Annotated in this window: 13 protein-coding genes; 11 read left to right on the forward strand and 2 right to left on the reverse strand. The window is 68.9% G+C overall.

From position 1 onward, the window contains the following. Positions 1–59: 59 nt before the first annotated feature. Both AB5L97_RS08875 and AB5L97_RS08880 read right to left on the reverse strand, forming a co-directional pair. Entirely contained in the window at positions 60–524 is a 465-nt protein-coding gene (locus AB5L97_RS08875; RefSeq protein WP_307956512.1) for a hypothetical protein, read from the reverse strand. A gap of 69 nt (positions 525–593) precedes the next feature. Continuing rightward, positions 594–1,238 (reverse strand): TIGR03085 family metal-binding protein, encoded by a 645-nt coding sequence (locus tag AB5L97_RS08880; protein ID WP_307956728.1) that lies wholly within the window; start codon positions 1,236–1,238, stop codon positions 594–596. A gap of 145 nt (positions 1,239–1,383) precedes the next feature. Here AB5L97_RS08880 and hisI point away from each other — a divergent pair, with 145 nt between their 5' ends. From hisI to pyk, 11 genes are all read left to right on the forward strand, one after another. After that, positions 1,384–1,806, forward strand: a complete 423-nt coding sequence (gene hisI, locus AB5L97_RS08885; RefSeq protein ID WP_369047228.1) for a phosphoribosyl-AMP cyclohydrolase — start codon at positions 1,384–1,386, stop codon at positions 1,804–1,806. Between the two features lie 62 nt (positions 1,807–1,868). Beyond that, positions 1,869–3,479 carry an anthranilate synthase component I gene (locus AB5L97_RS08890; RefSeq protein ID WP_369047229.1) on the forward strand — a complete coding sequence of 537 codons (1,611 nt, stop codon included), beginning with the start codon at positions 1,869–1,871 and terminating at the stop codon, positions 3,477–3,479. Continuing rightward, complete coding sequence (locus AB5L97_RS08895; protein WP_369047230.1) at positions 3,472–4,149, forward strand: Trp biosynthesis-associated membrane protein; 678 nt, start codon at positions 3,472–3,474, stop codon at positions 4,147–4,149. Before AB5L97_RS08890 ends, AB5L97_RS08895 begins: the two co-directional genes overlap by 8 nt. A gap of 73 nt (positions 4,150–4,222) precedes the next feature. Continuing rightward, a complete protein-coding gene (locus AB5L97_RS08900) occupies positions 4,223–4,486 on the forward strand; it encodes an HGxxPAAW family protein (protein ID WP_307956508.1) in 264 nt (87 codons plus the stop codon). Beyond that, a complete protein-coding gene (gene trpC, locus AB5L97_RS08905; RefSeq protein WP_369047231.1) occupies positions 4,486–5,328 on the forward strand; it encodes an indole-3-glycerol phosphate synthase TrpC in 843 nt (280 codons plus the stop codon). The genes AB5L97_RS08900 and trpC overlap by 1 nt, the downstream gene beginning before the upstream one ends. 202 nt (positions 5,329–5,530) lie before the next feature. Further along, the gene (gene trpB, locus AB5L97_RS08910; RefSeq protein WP_369047395.1) at positions 5,531–6,850 is read left to right on the forward strand and encodes a tryptophan synthase subunit beta; all 1,320 of its coding nucleotides are present in this window, start codon (positions 5,531–5,533) and stop codon (positions 6,848–6,850) included. Beyond that, positions 6,847–7,656 carry a tryptophan synthase subunit alpha gene (gene trpA / locus AB5L97_RS08915; protein ID WP_369047232.1) on the forward strand — a complete coding sequence of 270 codons (810 nt, stop codon included), beginning with the start codon at positions 6,847–6,849 and terminating at the stop codon, positions 7,654–7,656. The genes trpB and trpA overlap by 4 nt, the downstream gene beginning before the upstream one ends. A gap of 5 nt (positions 7,657–7,661) precedes the next feature. Beyond that, complete coding sequence (gene lgt, locus AB5L97_RS08920; protein ID WP_369047233.1) at positions 7,662–8,765, forward strand: prolipoprotein diacylglyceryl transferase; 1,104 nt, start codon at positions 7,662–7,664, stop codon at positions 8,763–8,765. 434 nt (positions 8,766–9,199) lie between these two features. Next, the gene (gene gltB / locus AB5L97_RS08925) at positions 9,200–13,831 is read left to right on the forward strand and encodes a glutamate synthase large subunit (protein WP_369047234.1); all 4,632 of its coding nucleotides are present in this window, start codon (positions 9,200–9,202) and stop codon (positions 13,829–13,831) included. Continuing rightward, on the forward strand, positions 13,824–15,284 hold the full coding sequence (locus tag AB5L97_RS08930) for a glutamate synthase subunit beta (protein WP_307956503.1): 1,461 nt from the start codon (positions 13,824–13,826) through the stop codon (positions 15,282–15,284). The genes gltB and AB5L97_RS08930 overlap by 8 nt, the downstream gene beginning before the upstream one ends. Before the next feature lie 65 nt (positions 15,285–15,349). After that, the gene (gene pyk / locus AB5L97_RS08935) at positions 15,350–16,858 is read left to right on the forward strand and encodes a pyruvate kinase (RefSeq protein ID WP_307956502.1); all 1,509 of its coding nucleotides are present in this window, start codon (positions 15,350–15,352) and stop codon (positions 16,856–16,858) included. Positions 16,859–16,949 lie beyond the last annotated feature (91 nt).

Here is a 16,949-nt window from a genome sequence, read left to right on the forward strand (position 1 = left end):
ACCACGGCAGGCAGGTACGGCGTCTCGCGCCAGCCGGTGCGGCGGCTGGCGCGACGCAGCTATCGTGCCCTGACCTTCGCCGCCTCGGCCCAGCCCTGTTCGAGGTAGGCGGGGATGCTGGCGGGATCGCCGTCGACAATCGTCACGAGCCACTCCGCGCCCTCGAGGAATGCTTCCTCGGCCAGCGCCGAGACGACGGCCGCCCCGAGGCGCCCATCGGCGTCGTCGGCGGTGAACTCGAAACCACCGATCGCTGCGACTCCGTCGCCGAACGACACGAGGCCCTTCGCGGCCGGGCGGCCCCAGATGGTGAGCTCGACGGCGTCGTAGTCACCCAGGGGCGCCTCGGCGAGGCCTCCGCCCTCCGGCAGCTTGGGCGGCTGTGGAATGTCTCCGGTCGGGATGGCCAGGACAGTCGCGTCCGCGCTGCCGGAGCCGTCATGCAGCGAATACCCGTGGGGGTCCTCGCCGAGGGCAGCAAACAGTGGAGCGACGGTGTCCCAACGGAGCTCGAAGTCAGTCATGACTCCATCCTGCCACCGCGCACGCGGGCGGCTCGCCCCTCACCGGCGCCAGTGGTCCGAGGACCGGGATCAGTGGCCGATGTCGGCGCTTGCCAGGAGGGCGACGGCGTCGGGCTGGCCCTCGAATGTCACGAGCGACTGCGCGGTCCGGCCGTAGGCATGCAGGAGCAGTTCGCCCGGGTCCCCGACGATTGCGACGGAGACAGACGACCGTTTGGCCACGTGCCGCGGGCCCGCGGTGCTCACGAGCACGATGCCGAGATCCACTCCGCGGTAGAGGAACGCCGCCCGCCGGACCACCTCGTCCCACAGTGCGTCGGCATACGCGGTGTCAAGCGCTCGAGGCGCCCATCGGTCGCCCGCGCGCCGCACATCCTCCGTGTGGACGAAGAACTCGGCCAGGTTGGCCGCCTCGTCGAGGGCCGCGAGCTTCAGCGGCGAGTAGGCCGGCGGCCCGGCACGGAACGATTCGACGAGTTCGGAGAACCGCTCGGCAGTGGCGTGCTCGGCCGCGAGCCTCTCCGTTGCGCGATCCGACGTGCCCGCCCGCGACTTGATGAGCAGGCCAAGGCCGACTCTGGGGCTGTGCTCGCGCAGGAAGAGGTGGGCGGCCAGATGCCTGGCCCTCCACCCCTCGCAGAGGGTGGGCGCATCGGGGCCGGCCGCGAGGAGCGTCTCGGCCAGGACTTCACGCGACGGGTCTACGAAGTGCATCACTGGCGAACCTAGCACGCGCGCGTGTGAACAGCACGCGCCGGAGCGCGCGGTGACCTTGCGTCCCTGAGGGGGACGCCGCGGGACGCCGGGCGGCACGGCGCGAGGACCGGAGCCGCCCCGCCAGCGGACTAGACTTGGGGGGATGTCTGAGCAGATCACGCCACCCGCCACAACGGCCGCAGAAGGGCAGGCCAGTTCCTTGCCCGCCGGCCTCGCAGCGCGCCTCAAGAGGGACGACGCCGGCCTTGTCGCCGCCGTCGTGCAGCAGCACGACACGAACGAGGTCCTCATGGTCGGCTGGATGGATGACGAGGCCCTCCACCGCACCCTGACCTCCGGGCGCGTGACGTTCTGGTCCCGGTCCCGGCGGGAGTACTGGCGCAAGGGCGACACCTCGGGGCACGTCCAATGGGTCAAGTCGGTCGATCTCGACTGCGACGGCGATGCCCTCCTCGTGCGGGTCGACCAGATCGGCGCGGCCTGCCACACGGGGACGCGGACGTGCTTCGATGGGAGGCGTCTCGACGCCGTCGTCGGCCACGCCGCCGCTGACCCCGCGGCCTGAACCCAGACCTTCCTTCCTGAAGCGCTGAACAGGCGCAGAGCCCGAAAGCGGTACCGCACCCCATGAACGACCTTGGAGTCATCAGCCCGACGCTCGAGGAATTCCGCGACGTTGCCGCCCACCGTCGAGTTGTCCCCGTCCATGTGCGGGTGCTCGCGGACGCCGAGACCCCCATCGGCCTGTACCGCAAGCTCGCGGACGGCAGGCCCGGGACGTTCCTGTTCGAGTCCGCGGCCGTCGGCGGCTCGTGGTCTCGCTACTCGTTCATCGGCGCCGCATCCCGCGCTACCCTCACGAGCCGCCGCGGAGAGGCACACTGGATCGGCGAGCCCCCTGTCGGCGTTCCTACCGCGGGGAACCCGCTCGAGGCCCTCCGGGACACCGTCGCGGCGCTGCGCACCGAGCGCTTCGATGGGCTGCCGCCGCTGACCTCCGGCATGGTCGGGTTCGTCGGCTGGGAGGCTGTGCGCCGCTGGGAGAAGCTCCTCACCCCGCCGGAGGACGATCTGGACCTCCCTGAGCTCGCCATGAACCTCGTCACGGACCTTGCGGTCCACGACAACGTCGACGGCACGGTGACCCTCGTGGCCAACGCGATCAACTTCGACAACAGCGATGAGCGCGTCGACGAGGCCTGGCGCGACGCCGTGGCCAGGCTCCAGCACATGCTCGCGGCCCTGCTCCGCCCGGCCCCCGCTGCCCTGAGCGTCCTGAGCCCCGTGGGGGACTATCAGGACAAGGTCATCCACCAGTGGGCGGAGCAGGGCTATCTGGACGCGATCGCCCGCGGCAAGCAGGCTATCTACGACGGCGAGGTGTTCCAGGTGGTCATCTCGCGCCGCTTCGAGCTCGAGTATGACGCCGCGCCGTTGGATGTGTACCGCGTCCTGCGGAAGATGAATCCGAGCCCGTATATGTACCTGCTGACGCTCGAGGATCCAGAGGGACGGGAGTACTCGATCGTCGGGTCGTCGCCCGAGGCGCTCGTGACGGTGACAGGGGAGCAGGTCGTGACCCACCCCATCGCCGGCTCCCGGCCGCGCGGAGCCACGGTCGAGGCGGACAAGGCCTTCTCCGATGAGCTCCTCGCGGACGAGAAGGAGCGCGCCGAGCACCTCATGCTCGTCGATCTGGCGCGCAATGACCTCTCCAAGGTATGCCGGCCCGGCACCGTCGAGGTGAGCGAGTTCATGGAGGTGGAGCGGTTCAGCCACATCATGCACCTCGTCTCCACCGTTGACGGCAAGCTGCGCCCCGACGCGACGGCCTACGACGTCCTGGCCGCGACGTTCCCCGCCGGCACCCTCTCGGGGGCGCCCAAGCCCCGCGCACTGCGACTCCTCGACGAGGTCGAGCCCGTGCGCCGCGGTGTCTACGGCGGCGTGGTCGGGTACTTCGATTTCGCGGGCGACTTGGACATGGCCATCGCGATCCGGACCGCCCTCCTGCGCGAGGGTCGGGCCTACGTTCAGTCCGGCGGGGGCATAGTAGCCGACTCTGACCCGGCGGCCGAGGCTCAGGAGTCGGTCAACAAGGCGGCCGCCCCGCTGCGCGCCGTCCACACGGCCTCGGCGCTCCGCCCGGCCGAGACCATCGCCGGTGCCCGCGTTGATTCCGGGTCAGAAGGCGGCCCCGACGCAGCTGCCGGGAAGACCGGGGTCGCACGTGGCTGACGCCCCAGGCCGTGGACCGGACGCAACGCGTCGTGGGGTGCCCCGGTGGGCCCGCAAATCGATCGTGGTGATCGTCGCGGTTGCCTTCGCACTGCTCGCCTTCGGCGCGACGACCCAGACCTGGCTGGATGCCGAGGTCCAAGGATCTGCGGTCCGCACCGCACATCTGACCGTCCAGGGCAGCAAGGCCGCGACGTCGGTCTCTGCCCTCGCCCTTGTGGGCCTGGCCGGGACGCTCGCCGCGGCAGTCGCCGGACGGGTCGGGCGTGCGGTGGCGGCGGTCGTCGTCGTGCTTGCCGGGATGGGTGTCGCGGCGGCCTGCGCGTCAGTCCTCGCGGATCCGCGTGGCTCGGCCGAGGGGGCGATCGCCCAGACGACGGGCCTTGCGGGAGCATCGGCTTCCGTCACCCTCACCCCGTATCCGATGCTCGCCGCTGTCGCGGGGGCGCTCCTCGCTGCGTCCGGCGTGCTCCTGATCGTCGCCTCGCGCTTCTGGTCACTGCGGACCAAGTACGACGCCGCCCGGCCGGGCGTGTCGGGGCACGCACCGTCGGCAGGGGCTCCGGCAGGCACCGGCAGTCAGGCGGGGGGCCCGGAGCGCGGTGCCGGAGCGGTCGACGGAATCGACGGCTGGGACCAGCTTTCCCGCGGCGAGGACCCCACCGACTGACCCGCCCGGGGTGGCCTTCACCCTTGCCCGAAGATGGCAGAATGACACTAGACACGCAACGTCAGGAGTAGAGATGAGCAACACGCGCAGTTCGCAGGCCGGGACCAACGAGGTCATGCACGGTGAAGACCTCGGGCACGGGAACAGCCCCGCCGCCTGGACGTGTGTCTTCATCATGATGCTCGGCTCGATCGTCTCCTGCATCGCCTTCGCGATCGCGAACACCCCCGTCTTCTGGGCAGGCATCGTCGTGATCGCGATCGGCCTCGTCGTCGGCTGGGCGATGCGCCGGGCAGGCTACGGAGTCGGCGGCAGCAAGCTCAAGAACCAGCACTGATGCCTACGGTCCTCGACGACATCATCGTCGGTGTCCGCGAGGACCTCGCAGAGCGGGTCCTTGCGGTACCGGCGTCGGAGGTCGAGGCGGCCGCCGCCGCGCGTCCTGCTGCGCTCGACGCCTGGGCCGCGCTCGGCGGCGGCAGCCCAGCCGGAGACCTGCGGATCATCGCGGAGGTCAAGCGCAAAAGTCCCTCGAAGGGCGCACTTGCCGAGATCGCGGATCCGGCGTCACTCGCGGCCCAGTACGAGCAGGGCGGCGCGTCGGTGATCAGTGTGCTCACCGAGCAGCGGCGCTTCAACGGTACTCTCGCCGACCTCGATGCGGTGCGGGCCGCCGTCGGCATACCGGTGCTCCGCAAGGACTTCACGGTCGAGGAGTACCAGGTGCACGAGGCCCGTGCACACGGCGCCGACCTTGTTCTCCTCATCGTCGCCGCGCTCGACGACGCGCGGTTGCGCGGGCTCCTCGATCTCACCCATTCACTGGGCATGAACGCGCTCGTCGAGACCCACACTGAGGAGGAGATTGATCGGGCTGCAGCCGTCGGCGCCCGGATCGTGGGCGTCAACGTGCGCAACCTCAAGACGCTCGACGTCGACCGCGCGGTCTTCGCCCGTCTCGCGGGCCGGCTCCCGGAAGGCGCCGTTGCCGTCGCCGAGTCCGGTGTGCGCGGGCCTGAAGACATCGCGTACTATGCGGGGCTCGGCGCAGGTGCCGTCCTCGTCGGTGAGGCACTCGTGACCCACGGCGACCCGGTGGCCAGAGTTCAGGAATTCAAGAGAGCAGGTGCGGCAGCGATCGCCGCACGCATCGCAGCGCAGCAGACGACAGCGCACTAGAGCACACGGCGTCGGCCCAGCAGGCGCCGCAAGGAAGGTAGGACTGGTGGACGAGAACACGCCAGCAGGCACCCCGGGCGCCGGGGAGACATCGGGCGGCGACCCCACAACCGGGGATGCCTCGACCGGAAGCCACGCAGCCGGGGATGCGGCTCAGGCTACCGCCGAGGCATCCGCCACGGCGGCCTTCCTCTCGGGGCACCTGCGACACGCACCAGGGCCCTACTTCGGTGCCTACGGCGGCCGATGGATGCCGGAATCGCTGATCGCGGCGCTCGACGAGCTCGAGGACACCTTTGAGAAGGCCAAGGTCGATCCCGAGTTCCTGGCCGAGATTGCGGAGCTGAACCGCTCCTACGCAGGCCGGCCGTCGCTCCTGACAGAGGCCAAGCGCTTCTCGCAGCATGCCGGTGGCGTCCGCGTCTTCCTCAAGCGTGAAGACCTGAACCACACGGGCTCGCACAAGATCAACAACGTCATCGGGCAGGCGCTCCTGGCCCGCCGGATGGGCAAGTCAAGGCTCATCGCGGAGACCGGGGCCGGCCAGCACGGCGTTGCGACCGCGACCGCCGCGGCCCTGTTCGGCATGGAGTGCATCGTGTACATGGGAGCCGAGGACTGCCGCCGGCAGGCCCTCAATGTGGCCCGTATGCAACTGCTCGGCGCTACCGTCGTGCCTGTCACGAACGGATCCCAGACCCTCAAGGACGCCATCAACGACGCCCTCCGCGACTGGGTCGCGAACGTCGAGACCACCCATTACGTCCTCGGCACTGCGGCCGGGGCCCACCCCTTCCCCGCCATGGTGCGCTTCTTCCACGAGGTGATCGGCGAGGAGGCACGCGAGCAGATCCTCGCCCAGACCGGACGCCTGCCCGACGCTGTGTGCGCGTGCATCGGCGGTGGGTCCAATGCCATTGGGATCTTCCATGGGTTCCTGGATGATCCGTCGGTCAAGATCTACGGATTCGAGGCGGGTGGCGAAGGCGTCGAGACCGCCCGCCACGCGGCGACCATCACCCTGGGGCGCCCCGGCGTGCTGCACGGGGCGCGCTCCTACCTCATGCAGGACGAGGACGGACAGACGGTCGAGTCCCACTCGATCTCCGCCGGCCTCGACTACCCGGGCGTTGGGCCGGAGCATTCCTACCTGCACGACATCGGCCGTGTCACGTACGAGCCCATCACGGACACCGAGGCCATGGACGCGTTCAGCCTCCTGTGCCACACGGAGGGCATCATCCCGGCGATCGAGTCCGCGCACGCCCTCGCCGGCGCCGTCAAGGTCGGCGAGCGGCTCGCGGCTGAGGGCGGTGACCCGCACGAGCGGATCGTGATCGTCAACCTCTCGGGCCGTGGCGACAAGGATGTCCAGACAGCCGCCGAGTGGTTCGGCCTGCTCGATGAGAACGGACAGGTCAAGGGCACGACCCTGTCGACGCGGCGTCACAAGGGTTCCTCCCGGCTTGGCGAGGCCCAGAACGAAGCAGCTCAGGACGAGTGGCAGGAGGGAATCGCGTGAGCAAGGTCGCCGACGCCATCGAGAAGGCCAGGGGCGAGGCCCGCGCAGCCCTCGTGGGGTATCTCCCTGCGGGCTATCCGAGCGTCCAGGAGAGCATCGACGCCGCGATCGCACTCGCCCGCAACGGCGTGGACATCATCGAGATCGGTATTCCCTACTCTGATCCGGTGATGGACGGGAGCGTCATCCAGGCAGCGACGACCGAGGCCCTCGCGAAGGGCTTCCGCGTCGCGAGCGTCTTCGACGTCGTCAAGGCCGTCACGGATGCCACGGCCGACCTCGGAACCGCCGTGCTCGTCATGACGTACTGGAACCCCGTCATGCGGATGGGCGTCGACGAGTTCTCGCGGCGGCTCGTCGAGGCGGGCGGCTCCGGCCTCATCACCCCGGACCTGGTCCCGGACGAGGCGGCCGAGTGGTTCGAGGCGTCGGACAAGTACGGCCTTGACCGGGTGTTCCTGGTCGCGCCTTCCTCTTCCCCCGAGCGCGTGGCAATGACCGTCGCCGCGACGCGCGGCTTCACGTACGCCGTGTCCCTCATGGGGGTCACGGGTGCCCGCACCGCGGTGGACTCCGCGGCGCGCCACGTGGTCGAGGCGGCCCGTGCCGCAGGCGCCCCCCGGGTGTGCGTGGGGCTCGGCGTATCGACCTCAGAACATGTTCGCGAGATCGGGTCCTACGCCGACGGCGTCATCGTCGGAACGGCCATCGTGAGCGCCCTGCGTGAGGGGGGTCCCGAGGCTGTCGGCCGGTTGGCCGCGGAACTCAGCTCCGGCCTCAAGCGCACGACGGCGGCCGGGGCCTGAGCACCATGGCTCTGACGTTCGTGGCCGGTGTGTCGGCGACGATGGCGATCCCGAGCCCCGTCTGGTCCGGCTTCGACATCCCGTTGCCTTGGGGCACTCTGCGGATCCATGCCTACGCGCTCTGCATCCTCGCGGGCATCGTCGTGGCGCTGTGGCTCACGGCGCGGCGCTGGAAGGCCCGCGGCGGCAACACCGACGCGATCTGGGACATCGCCATCTGGGCGATTCCCGCCGGAATCATCGGCGGCCGGCTCTACCACGTGTTCACCTCGCCGGACCGGTACTTCGGCCCGGGCTACAACGGGACGGGCGATCTGAGTGCGATCCCCCGCATTTGGGAAGGCGGCCTCGGCATCTGGGGCGCCGTCGTGCTCGGAGCCGCGGGCGCATGGATCGGCTGCCGCCGCGCGGGAGTCCGCCTCACGGCCTTCATGGACGCCGCGGCCCCGGGACTGCTTCTGGCCCAGGCCATCGGCCGTTGGGGCAACTACTTCAACCAAGAGCTCTTCGGCGGCCCCACGACCCTGCCGTGGGGACTTGAGGTCGACCCCGGGAGCCCGAACTTCCCCGCTGGGTATGCGCCCGGTACTCTCTTCCACCCGACGTTCCTCTATGAGATGGTGTGGAACGCTGTCGGCGTCATCATCCTGCTCCTCCTCGACCGCCGATTCCGATTCCGCGGGGGACGCCTGTTCTGGCTGTACGCCGTGTACTACACGTTGGGGCGCGTGTGGATCGAAGCCCTGCGTATCGATGATGCCCAGATGATCACGATCGCGGGGGTGACCGCACGCCTGAATGTGTGGACGTCCATCCTCGTGTTCGTCGGCGCGCTCGTCGTCCTGGTCGCTCTCACGCTGCGACGCAGCCGAGAGAGCGATATCGTCTGGCTGCCGGGCCGCGGCCCTGCCAACGAGGTCGACGTGAGCGGGGGCGACCAGTCTGCAGACGGCACCGCTCCGGAGGGCGGCGCTGAGGCGGAGGGCGGCGCTGAGGCGGACGAGGGGGTTGAGGCGGACGCTTCGAGTACCTCGACGGATGCGCCGAAGCCCCTGACGGATGCGCCGAAGCCCGCGAAGGACCCGTCACATCACGGCCGGGCTGACTGACCTTTTCTTCACACATGGCTCCGCCAGGAGTCACATGACGTCCGGTATTCGGACGCCTAAGTCTCGCCATGTGGCGGCGTGGTAATCTTGCCCCAGTCGAGACGGCGATCACACTCCGCGGCCCGCATCAAAGGCCGCACCGGAGTGCTGAGACCGCCGAACGGCCGCACGGCAGGGGGAGCCGCGGCCGCTCCTTGCCCGGGCCACCGCCCAGGCGGCTCGCACCACAACGATGTGGACCAGAATGCCCTCCCGCGCCAACCAAGGGATGGGCACGATCGTATAGTCGCAAGTCCGGCGGGCCATTCAGCCCAGCACGGGACGGCCATACAATTTCCAGTAATCAGCGCCTTGCTGTGCCCTGTTGTGGCCAGCATTGCGGGGCCAACGTTGTCCCCTGTCGCACCATCGACCAGGAGGAAGGACGTTACGTCATGACTCACCACACCCAAGGCGCCGCCGAGACTGTGTCCGAGAGGGTGCTCTCGCCCTTTGAACGCTTCTCCGCTCTGCCTTCCTCTCAAGGCCTGTACAACGCCGACGCCGAGAAGGACGCGTGCGGCCTTGCGATCGTCGCAACACTGCGCGGCGAGGCCGGGCATGACATTGTCGATGCGGCACTGCACGCGCTGCGCGCCCTTGAGCACCGTGGCGCCGTCGGCGCCGACGAGGGCACGGGCGACGGCGCGGGCCTCCTCACGCAGATCCCTGACGGCTTCTACCGTGAGGTCGTCGACTTCGAACTGCCCGCTGCGGGCCAGTATGCCGTCGGCATCGCGTTTCTGCCTACCGAGGACCGCGAAGTGGCAACCGCCCGCGCAGGCATCGAGTCGCTCGCCGAGGCCGAGGGCCTCACCGTTCTGGGCTGGCGCAAGGTTCCTGTTGTCGCCGAGCTCGTCGGGGCGATGGCGCGCGCGTGCATGCCCCGCTTCGAACAGCCGTTCTTCGCCTCGGCCTCGGGCGAGGAGCTGGACCGCAATGACCTCGATCGCCGCGCCTGGCGTATCCGGAAGCGCGCTCAGAACAAGCACGGCGTGTACTTCCCGTCGCTGTCCGCGCGCACCATCGTGTACAAGGGCATGCTGACGACCGCCCAGCTCGAGCCCTTCTACCCGGACCTCTCGGACGCCCGCTTCGCGACCAAGCTCGCGATCGTCCACTCCCGCTTCTCGACGAACACGTTCCCCTCGTGGCCGCTCGCCCAGCCGTTCCGCACGATTGCGCACAACGGCGAGATCAACACGGTCAAGGGCAACCGCAACTGGATGCGTGCGCGCCAGTCCCAGCTCAAGAGCCCTCTCCTGGGCGACGCTCCCGAGGAGCTCTTCCCGATCTGCACCCCGGGAGCATCCGATTCGGCCTCGTTCGACGAGGTTGCCGAGCTGCTGTGGCTCTCGGGTCGTCCGATCACCCATTCGATCATGATGATGATCCCCGAGGCGTGGGAGAACCACGTCTCGATGGATCCCGCCCGCCGGGCGTTCTACGAGTACCACTCGCTCCTCATGGAGCCGTGGGACGGCCCCGCGGCCGTGTCCTTCACCGACGGCACCCTTGTCGGCGCAACCCTTGACCGCAACGGGCTGCGCCCCTGCCGCTACTGGGTCACCGAAGACGGCCTCGTGGTGTTCGCCTCGGAGGTTGGCGTCGTCGACGTCGAGCCCGCCAACGTGGTCAAGAAGGGCCGCGTCTCGCCGGGCAAGATGTTCGTCGTCGACACCGAGGCCGGCCGAATCGTCGACGACGAGGAGGTCAAGGCCGAGATCGCGGGCACGAACCCGTGGGCCGAGTGGCTCACGGACAACGTGATCCGCCTCGACGAGCTCCCCGAGCGCGAGCACGTGGTGCACACCCCTCAGTCGGTCAACGTCCGCCAGCGGACCTTCGGGTACACGCAGGAGGAGCTGCGCATCCTCGTCGGCCCGATGGCACGCACGGGGGCCGAGCCCCTCGGCGCCATGGGCACCGACACTCCGGTCGCAGTGCTGTCCAAGCGCCCCCGCCTCCTGTTCGACTACTTCGTGCAGTCCTTCGCCCAGGTGACGAACCCGCCGCTCGACGCGATCCGTGAGGAACTCGTGACGAGCCTCAACGGCGCGATCGGCCCGAACGGCAACCTCCTGAACACCGAGCGGGTCAAGGAGAGGCAGGTCATCCTGCCCTTCCCGGTCATCAACAACGACCAGCTCGCGAAAATCGCCAACATGGAGGCGCCAGCCACGGCGGAGCACAGTGGGAACGCGGGCGACCGCATCTCCGTCAAGATCCGCGGGCTCTACCGTCCTGAAGGCGGAGAGGCCGCTCTGCGCGCGCGCCTCACCGAGATCTGCGAGCAGGTCTCGGGCGCGATCAACCGCGGCGTCCAGTACATCGTGCTGTCCGACCGCGACTCGAACGCCCAGTGGGCGCCGATCCCCTCGCTCCTGCTGCTCTCTGCGGTCCACCACCACCTCCTCCGCAGCGCGAACCGCACGAAGACCGCGCTCGTGGTCGAGGCGGGCGACGTGCGCGAGGTGCACCACGTCGCCGTCCTGCTCGGCTACGGAGCCTCGGCCGTCAACCCGTACCTCGCCATGGAGAGCGTCGAGGAGCTCATCCGTTCCGGAGAGCTCCCCGGCGTGCGTCCCGAGGACGGCGTCTACAACCTCATCAAGGGCCTCGGCAAGGGCGTCCTGAAGATCATGTCCAAGATGGGCATCTCCACGGTCGCGTCCTACTGCGGCGCGCAGACGTTCGAGGCGCTGGGCCTGTCCCAGGACCTCGTGGACGAGTTCTTCGCCGGAACCCGCAGCCAGCTCGGCGGCATCGGCCTCGACGTCATCGCTGCCGAGGTTGCGGCACGGCACGAGATGGCCTACCCGTCCACGGGCATCGAGCAGCCTCACCGACCGCTCCTGAACGGCGGGGAGTACCAGTGGCGCCGCGACGGCGAGCCGCACCTGTTCAACCCTGAGACAGTGTTCCGCCTCCAGCACTCCACCCGCGAACGCCGGTACGACGTCTTCAAGTCGTACACGCAGGGAATCGACGACCAGTCGAAGAACCTCATGACGCTCCGGGGTCTGCTGAAGTTCAAGGATGGCGTGCGTCCTGCCCTCCCGATCGACGCCGTCGAGCCCGTCGCGAGCATCGTCAAGCGCTTCTCGACGGGTGCGATGAGCTATGGGTCGATCTCGAAGGAAGCCCACGAGACGCTCGCCATCGCGATGAACAGGCTCGGGGCCAAGTCGAACACGGGTGAGGGCGGCGAGGACGTCGACCGCCTCCTCGACCCGTCGCGCCGATCGGCGGTCAAGCAGGTCGCCTCGGGCCGTTTCGGCGTCACGAGCCTCTACCTGACGAACGCCACGGACATCCAGATCAAGATGGCGCAGGGTGCCAAGCCGGGCGAGGGCGGACAGCTCATGGCCCAGAAGGTCTACCCGTGGGTGGCCCGGACGCGTCACTCGACGCCGGGTGTCGCCCTCATCTCGCCGCCGCCGCACCACGATATCTACTCGATCGAGGACCTCGCGCAGCTCATCTACGACTGCAAGCGCGCCAACCCGAGCGCACGCGTGCACGTCAAGCTCGTCTCCGAGGTGGGCATCGGCACGGTTGCCGCAGGCGTGACGAAGGCGAAGGCCGACGTCGTGCTCGTTTCGGGGCACGACGGCGGAACGGGCGCCTCGCCGCTGAACTCGCTCAAGCACGCTGGAGTCCCCTGGGAGCTCGGCCTCGCCGAGACGCAGCAGACCCTCATGCTCAACGGCCTTCGGAACCGCGTTGTCGTCCAGGTCGACGGCCAGCTCAAGACGGGACGAGACGTTGTCATCGCGGCCCTGCTCGGGGCCGAGGAGTTTGGGTTCGCCACGACCGCACTCGTGGTCTCGGGCTGCATCATGATGCGCGTGTGCCACCTGGACACCTGCCCGGTCGGCGTCGCGACCCAGAACCCCGAGCTGCGCGCGCGCTTCACGGGCAAGCCCGAGTTCGTGGTGAACTTCTTCGAGTTCATCGCCGAGGAGATCCGTGAGCTCCTCGCCCAGCTGGGGTTCCGCTCGATCGAAGAGGCGATCGGCCATACCGAAGTCCTCGAGACGCGCGCGGCGATCGACCACTGGAAGGCCGAGGGCCTCGACCTGTCGCCGATCCTCGCAGGCCTCGACTTCGACGAGGATGCGCCGCTGCGGAACATGACCGGCCAGAACCACGAGCTCGAGAAGCACTTCGACGTGCAGCTCATCGAGCTCGCCTCGGACGCGCTGGCCGAGCGCACCCCGGTGAAGATCAGCCTCCCGGTCGTCAACACCGACCGCTCGGTCGGAACGATGCTCGGCTACAACGTCACGAAGAAGTTCGGCATCGAGACCCTCGGAACCGACACGATCGACGTGACGCTCACCGGCACCGCGGGCCAGTCCCTCGGGGCGTTCCTGCCGGCCGGCATCACGCTGCGCCTCTTCGGCGACTCGAACGACTACGTCGGCAAGGGCCTCTCGGGCGGGCGGATCATCGTCCGGCCGGACCGCACCAATGTGTTCCCCGCCGAGCACAACGTCATCGCCGGCAATGTGATCGGGTACGGTGCCACGGGCGGCGAGCTGTTCCTGCGGGGACAGGTCGGCGAGCGGTTCCTGGTCCGCAACTCGGGTGCGACGGCCGTCGTGGAGGGAATCGGCGACCACGGCTGCGAGTACATGACCGGCGGACAGGCCCTCATCCTCGGACGCACGGGCCGCAACTTCGGCGCAGGCATGTCCGGGGGCACGGCCTTCGTGCTCGATCTCAAGCCGGGACGCGTCAACAAGCAGGCGCTCGACTCGGGCGAACTGCAGCTCATTGAGCTCGACGACGAGGACCGCGACATTGTGCGCAACCTTCTCGTGAAGCATGTCGAGGAAACCGACTCCGCGCACGCGCAGCGGCTCCTCGACAACTTCGATGACACCGCGGCCAGGATCACCAAGGTCCTCCCGCGTGACTATGCAGCTGTGCTGCAGACCCGTCTGGGCGCCCTCGAGGAGGGCCTCGACCCGGACGGGGAGGAAGTTTGGTCTCGCATCCTGGAGGTGACCGGTGGCTGACCCACGCGGATTTCTGAAAGTCCGGCAGCGTGAGACGCAGCCGCGGCGCCCCGTTCCCGTCCGCATCATGGACTGGAAGGAGGTCTACGAGGCCAGGCAGGAGGGCACCATCCTCGCCCGGCAGGCCGCGCGCTGCATGGACTGCGGCGTGCCGTTCTGCCACCACGGGTGCCCGCTCGGCAACCTCATCCCCGAGTGGAACGATCTGACGCGTCGCGGCAAGGGCCAGGACGCCTCCGAGCGCCTGCACGCGACCAACAACTTCCCGGAGTTCACCGGTCGCCTGTGCCCGGCCCCGTGCGAGAGCGCCTGTGTGCTCGGCATCAACCAGCCGGCCGTGACGATCAAGCAGATCGAGGTTTCGATCGCTGAGCAGGCGTTCGACGAGGGATGGGTGGAGCCGCTCCCGCCGGCCCGCCTCACGGGCAAGACGGTCGCGGTGGTCGGCTCGGGGCCCGCGGGACTCGCGGCGGCGCAGCAGCTCACCCGCATCGGCCACACCGTCGCCGTCTACGAGCGGGACGACCGCATCGGCGGCCTCCTCCGCTATGGCATCCCCGACTTCAAGATGGAGAAGGACGTCATCGACCGGCGCGTGGCCCAGATGCAGGCCGAGGGCACGCGCTTCCGCACCGGAGTCGGCGTCGGCAAGGACGTCAGCTGGGATCAGCTGCGGCGGCGCTACGACGCTGTCGTCATCGCGACCGGGGCAACCGTGCCGCGTGACCTTCCGATCCCCGGTCGCCACCTCGGCGGCGTCCACTACGCGATGGACTACCTCGTGCAGTCCAACCACGCGTCCGCGGGGGACACCGTGACGGACCAGATCGACGCGCGCGGCAAGCACGTGGTGATCCTCGGCGGCGGCGACACGGGAGCCGACTGCATCGGCACCGCGCACCGCCAGCAGGCTGCCTCGGTGACGACGCTCGCGATCGGCAAGCAGCCGCCCACCGAGCGCCCGGCCCACCAGCCCTGGCCGATGTTCCCGAATCTCTTCGAGGTCGCGACCGCCCACGAGGAGGGCGGGGTGCGCACGTACCTCGCCTCGACCGTGGAGTTCGTGGGGGAGAACGGCAAGCTCGCAGGGCTCAAGGTCGCCGAGACCGAGTTCGTCGACGGCAAGCGTGTTCCCAAGGCAGGGACGGAGCAGATCATCCCTGCCGATCTCGTCTTCCTCGCCCTCGGCTTCACAGGCGCCGAGCCCGCCGGCATCTCGGATCAGGTCAAGGCCAGCTTCGATGAGCGCGGCAACGTGGCCCGGGACGGCGACTACATGACGGAGATTCCCGGGATCTTCGTGGCGGGCGACGCCGGTCGTGGCCAGTCGCTCATTGTCTGGGCCATTGCCGAAGGCCGTGCGGCCGCTGCGGCGGTGGACCGGCACCTCATGGGCTCAACGACACTGCCGGCGCCGGTCGCGCCGTCGGACCGGGCTATCACGGTCCTCTGATCAGGGCCCCAACTGTTCACCTCACCAGAAACCGCTGTCGACAACTTCAGACCTAGGGTAGGTATATGAGACGCGCGAAGATCGTGGCCACGTTCGGTCCGGCCATCTCCAGCTACGAGAACACCGTCGCTGTCATCGAGGCGGGGGTGGATGTGGCCCGCATGAACATGAGCCACGGCGACTACTCGGTGCATGACGGCACCTACGAGAACGTCCGCAAGGCGGCCGCCGAGCTCGGCAAAGCCGTGGGCATCATGGCCGACCTCCAGGGCCCCAAGATTCGCCTCGGCCGGTTTGTCGACGGCCCGCACCTGCTTGCCGTCGGCGATGTCTTCACCATCACGACCGATGACGTTCCGGGCACCAAGGACATCTGCTCGACGACACTGAAGAGCCTCACCGAGGACGTCAGGGTGGGAGACACCCTTCTCATCGACGATGGAAAGGTCGCGCTGCTCGCGACCGCGGTTGACGACGTGAAGGTCGTCACCGAGGTCACGGTGGCCGGCACGGTGTCCAATAACAAGGGCATCAACCTGCCCGGTGTCGCCGTGAATGTCCCCGCGTTGAGCGAGAAAGATGAGGCCGACCTCCGCTGGGCTCTCAAGCGCGGCGTCGATTTCATTGCGCTCTCGTTCGTGCGGGATGCGAGCGACGTCGACCGAGTGCACGAGATCATGGACGAGGAAGGTCGCCGTGTGCCGGTGATCGCCAAGATCGAGAAGCCCCAGGCGGTGGACCAGCTCCACGAGATCATCGACGCGTTCGATGCGATCATGGTGGCCCGTGGCGACCTCGGCGTGGAGCTTCCGCTCGAGCAGGTCCCGCTCGTGCAGAAGCGCGCGATCGAGCTTGCACGCCGCTGGGCCAAGCCGGTCATCGTGGCGACCCAGGTGCTCGAGTCCATGATCGAGAACCCCCGCCCGACGCGCGCCGAAGCTTCCGACTGCGCGAATGCTGTGCTCGACGGCGCGGATGCGGTCATGCTCTCGGGCGAGACGAGCGTTGGCGCCTACCCCATCGAGACCGTGAAGACGATGGCGCGGATCATCGAGTCCACCGAGGAGCATGGCCTCGAGCGCGTACCGCCGCTCGGGTCCCAGCCGAAGACGCGAGGTGGTGCGATCACCCGTGCCGCCGTCGCGATTGCGGACCAGCTCGACGCCAAGTACATCTGCACGTTCACGCAGTCCGGTGACTCGGCGCGTCGCCTGAGCCGCCTCCGGCCGCAGAAGCCGATCTTCGCGTTCACCCCGCTGACCTCGACGCTGAACATCCTCAGCCTCTGCTGGGGGATCCAGCCGCGGATGGTGGACTTCGCTGCGCATACCGATCAGATGATCGCGCAGGTCGACGACTACCTCCTCCACGCCGGTCTCGCTACGCCGAACGATATCGTCGTGGTCGCCGCCGGCTCGCCGCCTGGGGTCGCGGGATCGACCAACGCCTTGCGCGTCCACAAGGTCGGGGACCTCGCCGACGCCGGGCAGATGCTCGAGGGTGCGGCAGCCCCGGTCCGCGAGCAGATCGGTCCTTGGCCGCTGCCCACCGAGCCCAGGCGCCAGAAGCTCTAATCGGCGCTCCGGCATCTGGCCGGCATCTGCCGACCACGAAGAAGGGCGGCACCCACAGCGGGTGCCGCCCTTCGCCGTCGTCCGAGGACCC

The organism is Sinomonas sp. P10A9, assembly GCF_041022165.1.
GTDB classification, from domain to species: domain Bacteria; phylum Actinomycetota; class Actinomycetes; order Actinomycetales; family Micrococcaceae; genus Sinomonas; species Sinomonas puerhi.